The organism is Acidisoma cellulosilyticum, from assembly GCF_020621385.1.
Classification (GTDB): domain Bacteria; phylum Pseudomonadota; class Alphaproteobacteria; order Acetobacterales; family Acetobacteraceae; genus Acidisoma; species Acidisoma cellulosilyticum.
Genome location: NZ_JAESVA010000002.1, coordinates 872,510 through 881,591 on the forward strand (window position 1 = coordinate 872,510; position 9,082 = coordinate 881,591).

A 9,082-nucleotide genomic window follows, 5' to 3' on the forward strand; every position below is an offset into this window, starting at 1 on the left:
TCGAGGGTTTTCGTGGTGATTTTTTAAGCCACCGCGAAAAAATATGAAAAACTCAGCTCCTAGCCATGCTGCGGCGCGCGAATATGCGGCAGGAAGGCAGCCAGAAGACCAATCACCGGCAAAAACGAACAGATTTCATAAGTCGTAACTATTCCAAAACGGTCTGCGATGATGCCGATCGCCGCGGCGCCAAGGCCCCCCATACCGAAAGCCAATCCAAAAAACAGGCCGGAAATCAACCCGACTCGGCCAGGGACCAGTTCTTGCGCATAGACAATCATGGCCGGCATCGCGGAGGAGAGCACGAAACCGATAATGAAGGAGAGTACAACCGTCCAGCCGAGGCCGACATAGGGGAGTGCCAGGGTGAAGGGCAGAATGCCAAGAATGGAGACCCAGATTACAAGTTTACGACCTATCTTGTCGCCGATGGGACCGCCGAAGACAGTACCGAGCGCGGCCGCACCGAGAAAGACGAACAGTAATAGCTGCGCCGACTGCACTGAAACATTGAACTGATGTATTAGATAAAAAGTGTAGTAGCTGGAAATGCTAGCCAGGTAAAAGAACTTCGAGAAAACAAGCGCCACCAGGATAATCATGGTGATGAGGACACGGGCCTGGGGCAGTGCCTCATGCGGATGCATCTGCGCACGCGGACGACGACGATTGCTCGCCATCCTCTGCTGATACCAACGACCCACCGCCCCCAGCACAACCATGCCGAGCAATGCGATGCCCGAAAACCAGACAATGCTGCGCTGGCCATGGGGCACGACGATGAAGGCGGCGAGCACGGGCCCGAGCGCCGTCCCGAAATTGCCGCCGACCTGAAAGACGGATTGTGCCAGGCCGTGCCGACCGCCGGAGGAAAGCCGCGCGACGCGGGAGGATTCCGGGTGAAAGATTGACGAGCCGATCCCGATCATGCCGGCGGCGACCAGCAGGAAGGGATAGCTATTGGCGCGCGACAGAAGAATAAGCCCGATCATGGTGAAGCCCATGCCGACCGATAGCGAATAGGGCTGCGGCCGCTTGTCGGTCGCCATGCCCACCAAAGGCTGCAACAGGGAGGCGGTCACCTGAAAAACGAATGTCAACAACCCGATCTGCACGAAGTTGAGCTGAAACTGCTCTTTCAGATTGGGATAGATCGCCGGCAGCAGCGATTGCATGGTGTCGTTCAGGAAGTGGGAGAAGCTGACCGCCAAAAGGACCGCCATGACGATGCCCTCCGGCGGGATGGCTCGGGTTTCCCGGGTGCTTGCTGTGCTGCTCATTCTTCCATTTTCCTTCCTCCTGAGCCCGACCATGGCGGATGATGCCTCCACGGACCGATCTCAGGTCTGTCTCCCGCCCGTCTGGCGCTGACCACACATTCCGGATAACCACTTACCTGTAACCATCCTTTGGCAGTATTGCCCCTCGCGCATGGAAACCCCGCTTGTCGTCATCGCCGGACGCCCCAATGTCGGCAAAAGCAGCTTGTTCAACCGCCTCATCGGGCGGCGTCAGGCGTTGGTTGCAGATCAGCCAGGACTGACGCGCGACCGTCAGGAAGCCACCTGCCGCATCGGCGGCCGTATGGTGCGCATCGCGGATACCGCCGGGCTTGAGGAAGCCCCACCCGAAAGCCTGTCCGGGCGTATGCGCCAGGGTGCCGCCACCATTCTGGAACAGGCCGACCTCATTCTGTTCGTGGTCGACGCGCGCGCCGGGATTCTGCCGCCCGACGCGCATTTCGGCACCTGGCTGCGCCGCCTTGGCCGTCCCGTGCTGTTGGTCGCGAACAAGACCGAAGGCCGCGCCGGCTATGACAACTCGATCGACGCTTATTCCCTGGGTCTGGGCGAGCCGCTGCTGGTCTCCGCCGAACATGGCGAGGGCATCAGTTCGCTGATGGCCGATATCGCGGCCGCCCTGCCCCCGGCCAAGAAAACCCGCAACGAGGATGAGGACGAGACCGAGGCACTGACGGCCGCCGAAGATCCCGGCAAGCCGCTGAAGCTTGTGATTCTCGGCCGGCCGAACGCGGGCAAGTCCACCTTGGTCAATCGCCTTCTAGGCGAGGACCGGATGCTGACCGGCCCGGAACCGGGCATTACGCGCGACGCCATTACCATGCCGCTGCATGACGTGGATGGTCGCGCCTATCAGCTGGTCGATACGGCAGGGCTGCGCCGCCGCGCCCGCGTGCAGAACGAAATCGAAAAAATGTCGACCGGCGCCAGCATCAACGCCATGCGCTTCGCCGAAGTCGTGGTGCTGGTGGTCGATGCCGTCGACGGCTTGCATGATCAGGACCTGCAGATCGCCCGTCTGGTCGAGCGCGAGGGCCGCGCCATGGTCGTCGCCTTGAATAAGTGGGACGCCGTGGAAGACCGCGACGCGACCCGCAAGGCCGTGTCGGACCGGCTGGAACGCAGCCTGGCCCAGCTCAAGGGCATTCCCGTCGTGACGCTCAGCGCCATGACCGGCGCATCCGTCCAGAAGTTGCTGCCCGCGGTGCGTCAGGTCTACGCGACCTGGAACAAGCGCATCACCACCTCCGCCCTCAACCGCTGGTTCGACGATGCGCTCAGCCGTCATCCGCCGCCGAATGTCTCCGGCCGCCGTCTGAAGCTGCGCTACGTTACGCAAGCGACGGCGCGACCGCCGACTTTCGTGGTTTTCGGCACCCGCGCCGAAGGCACCCCGGAGGATTATCGCCGCTATCTCGTCAATGAATTGCGGAATATTTTCGACCTGCCAGGCACGCCGATCCGCATCGATTTCCGCGGAACCGTGAACCCCTACGACGACAAAAATTAATTTCTTTCGATTTCCGAGAGTTAGCCGGATCGCCCCTGGCCATTCTTGTGCTTGACGCAACGCGTCACGATTCCCTAGAAGAACAAAGTTGCTGATTTGTTCGCGTTCGGTTTCGTGACGTTTCGGGCCCAGGTGGCCCGGTCATGATCCGTTCCGGCCCATTGGCGGCAAAGCGAGGCAGCCAAAGGGCCCGATCATGTTGACGCGCAAGCAGCACGAGCTGCTCATGTTTATTGACCGTCATCTCAAAGCCTCCGGCTACTCGCCGAGCTTCGACGAGATGAAGGAGGCGCTGAACCTCCGCTCCAAATCCGGCATCCATCGGTTGATTTCAGCGCTGGAGGAGCGCGGCTTTCTCAGCCGCCGCCACCATCAGGCGCGCGCGCTGGAAGTGCTGCGGCTGCCCGGTGAAGCGGCAATGGCGCTGGTCAGCGACCGCAAGGAAATCGCCGACACGCCCAAACGGTCCGATCCGGCGCCGGGCTTCGCCCCGACCGTCATTCAGGGCGACTTCTCACCCCGTCTGACGGGCGTTCGCGCGGCACCGGAAGCCGGTGCCGTGCAGCTGCCGCTATATGGCCGCATCGCCGCCGGCCTGCCGATCGAGGCCATGCGCGATACCTCGACCTTCATCGAAGTGCCGGTCTCCATGCTCGGCACCGGTGAGCATTATGCGCTGGAAATCGCGGGCGATTCCATGATCGACGCCGGCATCTGGGACGGCGACACGGTTGTCATCCGCCGCGCCGACACGGCCGAGAACGGAACCATCGTGGTGGCACTGGTGGACGAGGAGGAAGTCACCCTCAAGCGCCTGCGCCGCCGGGGTAATTCGGTCGCGCTGGAACCCGCGAACCCGCGCCACGAAAGCCGCATCTTCCCGGCCGAACGCGTCCGCGTGCAGGGCAAGCTTGTCGGGCTGATGCGCCGGTATTGAGACAAGATGACGGTCGCGGCTCAGGCCGCGATCACTCTGCTGCGCCGCGTGGATTTAGTCGGAAAGCCGACTGGGCAGTCCTAGCTGCACTTGACGCCTGCCCCTGGCTTGGCGGAGAGACCAGCCCAATTGTCACAGTCACACGCCTTGCGGAGCCGCAACCATGGCCGGTCATAGCCAGTTCAAGAACATCATGCATCGCAAGGGCGCGCAGGACGCCCGGCGTGGGCGTCAGTTCGCCAAGCTGATCCGCGAAATCACCGTCTCGGCCAAGCAGGGCCTGCCGGACCCGGCCGCCAATCCGCGCCTACGCGCGGCCATTCAGGCCGCCCGCAAGGAGAATATGCCGAAAGACACGGTCGATCGCGCCATTAAGAAAGCCGCGACCGGCGGCGGCGGCGGCGATGACTATATCGAGGTCCGCTACGAAGGTTACGGCCCGCATGGCGTCGCCGTCATCGTCGAGGCGCTGACCGACAACCGCAACCGCACCGCCTCCGAAGTCCGCGCCTCGTTCAACAAATACGGCGGCGCCCTGGGCGAGACCAATTCCGTCAGCTTCATGTTCGACCGTCTGGCGGTCATCCGCTATCCGGCAGCCAGCGCCAGTGGCGACGACATGCTGGAAGCCGCGATCGATGCCGGCGCCGACAATGTCGAAAGCACGGAGGAGTGGCACGAAATCACCGGCGCGCCCGACAGTTTCTTCGCCATGCAGGATGCGCTGGAAAGCCGTTTCGGCGGGTCCGACACGGCAAAATTCGACTGGCGCCCGCGTGTCAGCGTACCGCTGGATGAAGATGCGGCAACATCGGTCCTCAAGCTCCTGGATGTGCTGGACGAACTCGACGATGTGCAGAATGTCTATGCGAACTTCGACCTGCCCGAGTCGCTGCTGCAAAAGCTGTCCGACTGAGGTTCAATCCGAGAGGATGACGCGCTGGCCTTGATTCGAATCCTTGGCATCGACCCTGGCCTGCGCATCACCGGCTGGGGCGTGGTGGAGTCGGACGGCAACCGCCTGCGCCATGTCGCGGACGGGATCGTCATGACCGACAGCACCGCCGGCGTGCCGATACGCCTGCGCGCCTTGCACGAGGCGCTGTCGGCCTTGATCGAGCTGTATCGCCCGGAGGAGGCGGCGGTCGAGGAAACCTATGTCAACACCAATGCCACCGCCACGCTCAAGCTCGGCTATGCGCGCGGGGTCGCGCTGCTCGCGCCCGCGCTCGCCGGCCTCACGGTCGCCGAATATGGCGCCAAAACGGTGAAGCTCTCCGTCGTCGGCACGGGGGGCGCGGATAAGAACCAGGTCGGCGTCATGGTCCGCCGTCTGCTGCCGGGTGCCACGCTGAAACGCGCGGACGCCGCCGATGCCTTGGCCGTCGCCATCTGCCACGCCCATCACCGGGCGAGCCGCAATGCCTGGAGCCGCTCGGCCGCCAATGCGGTGCGGGCATGATCGGCAGCCTGCGCGGGGTGGTGGAATCCCAGGATGATGGTCATTGCGTGATCGAGACGTCGGGCGGCGTCGGCTATCTGGTGCAGGCCTCGTCCCGCACGCTATCCGCATTGCCGCCGGCACCGGCGATGGTTCGTCTTCTGATCGAAACTTTCGTGCGGGAAGACGCGATCACGCTCTACGGTTTCGTCACAGCCGCCGAGCGCGCCTGGTTCCGGCTGCTGACGACGGTGCAGGGCGTGGGCCCAAAGGTCGCGCTCTCCATCCTCTCCGCGCTTTCGGCGGATGAAATTTCGCTTGCCATCGGCTCCGGGGATCGCATCGCGCTCGGCCGCGCCTCGGGCGTCGGGCCGAAGCTCGCCGCCCGTCTTGCGCTGGAGCTGAAGGAAAAAGCCGGCAGTCTGCCGCTGCCGATCGCCCTCGCCGATGGCATTATCGCGCCGGCCGCCGCCCCCGGCGGCGTGCTGGATGACGCGCTCTCGGCGCTGCTCAACCTCGGCTATCGCCGGCCGGAAGCGCAGGCAGCGCTGAATCGCGCGGCCGCGAAACTGGGTGACGATCCCGATGTCGCGACCCTGATCCCGGCCGCGCTGCGGGAGTTGGCGCGATGACCGCGCGCCCGCGCAGCCGGAAAAGCCCGGAACCTGACATGTCGGAAGACATGGAGGAACGTCCCGTCTCCCCCGTCCGCGCCACGGAAGACGCGGGTGAGGCCAGCCTACGCCCGCAGACGCTGTCCGACTTCATCGGCCAGGAAGGCAACCGCCAGAACCTTGCCATTTTCATCGAAGCCGCCCGCGCGCGCGGCGAGGCTTTGGACCATGTGCTGCTGCACGGGCCGCCGGGCCTCGGCAAGACGACGCTGGCACAGATCGTCGCCCGCGAACTGGGCGTAGGTTTCCGCGCGACCTCCGGCCCCGTCATCCAGAAATCCGGCGACCTCGCCGCCATTCTGACGAATTTGCAGCCGCGCGACGTGCTGTTCATCGACGAAATCCATCGCCTGCAGCCGGCGATCGAGGAAGTGCTGTATCCGGCGATGGAGGATTTCCAGCTCGATCTGGTGATCGGGGAAGGCCCGGCCGCGCGGTCCCTGCGGATCGACCTGCCGCCCTTCACCCTGGTCGGCGCCACGACGCGGTCCGGCCTGCTGGCCACACCTTTGCGGGATCGATTCGGTATTCCGCTGCGCCTTGTCCTGTACACGCCGGATGAACTCCGCGTCATCGTGGCACGCGGCGCGCGTCTGCTTGGTTTCGATCTGACGGAAGACGGCGCCCATGAAATCGCCCGCCGCAGCCGTGGCACGCCGCGCATCGCCGGCCGCCTGCTGCGCCGCGTGCGCGATTTTTCGGCCGTCGAAGGTCGCGGTCAGGTCGATCGCGCCATCGCCGACGCCGCGCTGACCCGGCTGGAGGTCGATCATCGCGGGTTGGACGCCATGGATCGCCGCTATCTGCGCCGCATTGCCGAGCATCACGCCGGCGGCCCGGTGGGGGTGGAGACGCTGGCGGCAGCACTGGCAGAGGCGCGGGATACGCTGGAAGACGTGATCGAGCCTTATCTCATTCAGGAGGGGCTTATTCTGCGCACCAGTCGCGGCCGCATGCTGGGCGAGCCCGGCTGGCGTCACCTCGACATGGTGCCGCCGCCGCCCTCGCCGGAGCAGACAGCCCTGCTCGCGCCCGATCTTTTCGCCGCACATGACAGGAATCCGGCCAAGCCATGACCGAGACTGCTGTGGCTGACGGCGTCCATCTCTATCCGGTTCGCGTCTATTTCGAGGATACGGATGCGGGCGGCATCGTCTATCACGCCAACTATCTCCGCTTCGCCGAAAGGGCGCGGACGGAAGCCCTGCGTGCCATGGGCCTGCCCCATTCCGATATGATGTTGCGACACGGCATGATCTTCGTGGTGCGACACGCGGAGTTGGACTATCAGCGCCCTGCCCGGCTCGACGATTCGCTGGTGGTCGAGACGACCACGGTATCGGTGGGGGGCGCGTCGATGAAGTTGCGGCAGCGGGTCAAGCGCAACGACGAGACGCTGGTGGTGGTGGATGTGACGCTGGTCAGCGTCGCAGAGGGAACCGGGCGGGCGGGCCGCATTCCGGCAGCCTGGCGTGACGCACTAACGGCTATGGCTCGGGCGCGAGAAGGCGCTCAAGCCGCTGACAACATAGGGGTTTCGTGATTTGGATCAGGCGGTGAATGCCACGCAGCTGGCGACGCCCGGGAGCAGCCTGTCGCTCTGGGGTCTGTTCTTGCAAGCCGATATCGTCGTCAAGCTCGTCATCCTTTGCCTGCTGGCCGCAAGCATCTGGGTCTGGGCGATCATCTTCGAGAAGACGACAAGCCTGCGGCGCGCCAATCGTGAGGCCAATGCCTTCGAGGATCGCTTCTGGTCCGGCGGCAGCCTGGACGACCTGTATGAGCATGAGGGGCAGAAGCCCAGCAATCCGATGGCAGCCGTTTTCGGCGCCGCCATGGGTGAATGGCGTCGCACCTCCCGCGTTGCGGGCGCCGATATCGGCCATACGGCGGTGCGCGAGCGCGTCGACCGCGCCATGAACGTCACCATCCAGCGCGAGCTGGAACGGATGGAGCGGTGGATGATCTTCCTCGCCTCCGTCGGCGCGACCGCCCCCTTCATCGGCCTTTTCGGCACGGTCTGGGGCATCATGCACAGCTTCTCGGCCATCGCCGCGATGCATAATACCAATCTGTCCGTGGTCGCCCCCGGCATCGCCGAAGCGCTTTTCGCGACCGCCATCGGCCTCGTCGCTGCCATCCCCTCGGTGCTCGCCTATAACGCGATCAACACCGACCTGTCCCGCTTCGCGGGGCGGCTTGAGGGTTTCGGCACCGAGTTCAGCGCCATCCTGTCGCGCCAGACCGAAGAGAGGACCTGAGCCATGGGCATGGGCACCATCGGCGGCGGCGGCCGCAACGGTCGGGGGCGCTACCGTCCCATGGCGGATATCAACGTCACGCCGCTGGTGGACGTCATGCTGGTGCTCCTCATCATCTTTATGGTGACGGCGCCGCTGATGACCTCGGGCGTGACCGTCGATCTGCCCAAGACCAGCGCCAATCCGGTCAATACCGACAGCACGCCGATCACCATCTCGATCAATGCCGAGGGCAAGGTCTTCGTGCAGAATGATCAGACCGATATCGGTTCGCTGGTAGCCAAGCTGCAGGCGGTGACCAATGGACAGACCGACCGCCGCATCTTCGTGCGCGGCGATCAGACCGTGTCCTACGGCCAGATCATGCAGGTCATGGGCACCATCGTGACCGGCGGCTATTCCAAGGTCGCGCTGCTGGCCCAGCAGCCCGACGGCGGCGCCCCCGGTGCCGCGGCCCCCGCTTCGACCACGACCACCGCTCCCTCCGGCAGCAGCGGCCAGTAAGGCCGCCTGCTTGCGCCCCCTCCGGCAGATCATGGATTTCGCTTTGTCGCCCTTCAACCTGCCTCGCTGCAATCGCCTATGGGGGCGCCCGTGAACCAGCCGATGCGCCGGGCGGCGATCGTCTCTGCGGTCCTGCATTTCCTGCTGCTCGTGGCGCTGATCGTCTCCCTGCCGGCCAAGAAGCCGGACGAGCAGCCGGATCTGGCTGCCGTGTCGGTTGATTTCGTGGGCCCCACGGCCCCGGTTCAGCAGTCCGATGCCAGCGGCAAGACCGCCGCGCCGACCAAGACGCCGACGCCCGTGACCGCGCCGAAAGCGACCCAGGCGCCGATACCGCAACCGTTGAGCGATGCGCCGCCGCCACCGCCGCCACCGCCACCTCCGCCTTCGGTCACGCCGCCACCGCCGCATGGCTATACTTGGTTCCTTGGCTATTCCGACCATGAAATGCCGA

General features: G+C 64.6%; 10 protein-coding genes and 1 pseudogene. 10 read left to right on the forward strand and 1 reads right to left on the reverse strand.

All coding sequences use genetic code 11. The annotated features are described in order from the left end of the window. Window positions 1–59: 59 nt before the first annotated feature. Window positions 60–1,280, reverse strand: a complete 1,221-nt coding sequence (locus tag ACELLULO517_RS08625; protein ID WP_227306888.1) for an MFS transporter — start codon at window positions 1,278–1,280, stop codon at window positions 60–62. Window positions 1,281–1,431: 151 nt separating this feature from the next. On the opposite strand from ACELLULO517_RS08625, the gene der reads away from it, so the two are divergent. The 10 genes and pseudogenes from der to ACELLULO517_RS08675 form a co-directional block, all read left to right on the forward strand. Continuing rightward, window positions 1,432–2,811, forward strand: coding sequence for a ribosome biogenesis GTPase Der (gene der, locus ACELLULO517_RS08630; RefSeq protein ID WP_227306889.1), 1,380 nt, complete (start codon window positions 1,432–1,434; stop codon window positions 2,809–2,811). Between the two features lie 196 nt (window positions 2,812–3,007). Beyond that, window positions 3,008–3,748 carry a transcriptional repressor LexA gene (lexA, locus tag ACELLULO517_RS08635; RefSeq protein WP_227306890.1) on the forward strand — a complete coding sequence of 247 codons (741 nt, stop codon included), beginning with the start codon at window positions 3,008–3,010 and terminating at the stop codon, window positions 3,746–3,748. Window positions 3,749–3,911: 163 nt separating this feature from the next. After that, entirely contained in the window at window positions 3,912–4,664 is a 753-nt protein-coding gene (locus tag ACELLULO517_RS08640; protein WP_227306891.1) for a YebC/PmpR family DNA-binding transcriptional regulator, read from the forward strand. A gap of 30 nt (window positions 4,665–4,694) precedes the next feature. Continuing rightward, window positions 4,695–5,210, forward strand: coding sequence for a crossover junction endodeoxyribonuclease RuvC (gene ruvC, locus ACELLULO517_RS08645; RefSeq protein ID WP_227306892.1), 516 nt, complete (start codon window positions 4,695–4,697; stop codon window positions 5,208–5,210). Beyond that, window positions 5,207–5,821, forward strand: coding sequence for a Holliday junction branch migration protein RuvA (gene ruvA, locus ACELLULO517_RS08650; RefSeq protein WP_227306893.1), 615 nt, complete (start codon window positions 5,207–5,209; stop codon window positions 5,819–5,821). The genes ruvC and ruvA overlap by 4 nt, the downstream gene beginning before the upstream one ends. A gap of 38 nt (window positions 5,822–5,859) precedes the next feature. Next, window positions 5,860–6,939 carry a Holliday junction branch migration DNA helicase RuvB gene (gene ruvB / locus ACELLULO517_RS08655; RefSeq protein WP_406566250.1) on the forward strand — a complete coding sequence of 360 codons (1,080 nt, stop codon included), beginning with the start codon at window positions 5,860–5,862 and terminating at the stop codon, window positions 6,937–6,939. Then, complete coding sequence (gene ybgC, locus ACELLULO517_RS08660; protein ID WP_227306894.1) at window positions 6,936–7,406, forward strand: tol-pal system-associated acyl-CoA thioesterase; 471 nt, start codon at window positions 6,936–6,938, stop codon at window positions 7,404–7,406. Before ruvB ends, ybgC begins: the two co-directional genes overlap by 4 nt. Before the next feature lies 1 nt (window position 7,407). Then, on the forward strand, window positions 7,408–8,124 hold the full coding sequence (tolQ, locus tag ACELLULO517_RS08665) for a protein TolQ (RefSeq protein WP_227306895.1): 717 nt from the start codon (window positions 7,408–7,410) through the stop codon (window positions 8,122–8,124). 3 nt (window positions 8,125–8,127) lie between these two features. Further along, window positions 8,128–8,628, forward strand: coding sequence for a protein TolR (gene tolR / locus ACELLULO517_RS08670; protein WP_227306896.1), 501 nt, complete (start codon window positions 8,128–8,130; stop codon window positions 8,626–8,628). Between the two features lie 90 nt (window positions 8,629–8,718). Further along, a pseudogene (locus tag ACELLULO517_RS08675) lies at window positions 8,719–9,082 on the forward strand (hypothetical protein); the annotation flags it as partial.

What these genes read in the sequence shown, in the direction of transcription:
- der (WP_227306889.1), top strand. Translation starts at nt 1,432, where the DNA reads ATGGAAACCCCGCTTGTCGTCATCGCCGGACGCCCCAATGTCGGCAAA.
- ruvA (WP_227306893.1), top strand. Translation starts at nt 5,207, where the DNA reads ATGATCGGCAGCCTGCGCGGGGTGGTGGAATCCCAGGATGATGGTCAT.
- ybgC (WP_227306894.1), top strand. Translation starts at nt 6,936, where the DNA reads ATGACCGAGACTGCTGTGGCTGACGGCGTCCATCTCTATCCGGTTCGC.
- ACELLULO517_RS08625 (WP_227306888.1), bottom strand. Translation starts at nt 1,280, where the DNA reads ATGAGCAGCACAGCAAGCACCCGGGAAACCCGAGCCATCCCGCCGGAG.
- lexA (WP_227306890.1), top strand. Translation starts at nt 3,008, where the DNA reads ATGTTGACGCGCAAGCAGCACGAGCTGCTCATGTTTATTGACCGTCAT.
- ACELLULO517_RS08640 (WP_227306891.1), top strand. Translation starts at nt 3,912, where the DNA reads ATGGCCGGTCATAGCCAGTTCAAGAACATCATGCATCGCAAGGGCGCG.
- ruvB (WP_406566250.1), top strand. Translation starts at nt 5,860, where the DNA reads ATGTCGGAAGACATGGAGGAACGTCCCGTCTCCCCCGTCCGCGCCACG.
- tolR (WP_227306896.1), top strand. Translation starts at nt 8,128, where the DNA reads ATGGGCATGGGCACCATCGGCGGCGGCGGCCGCAACGGTCGGGGGCGC.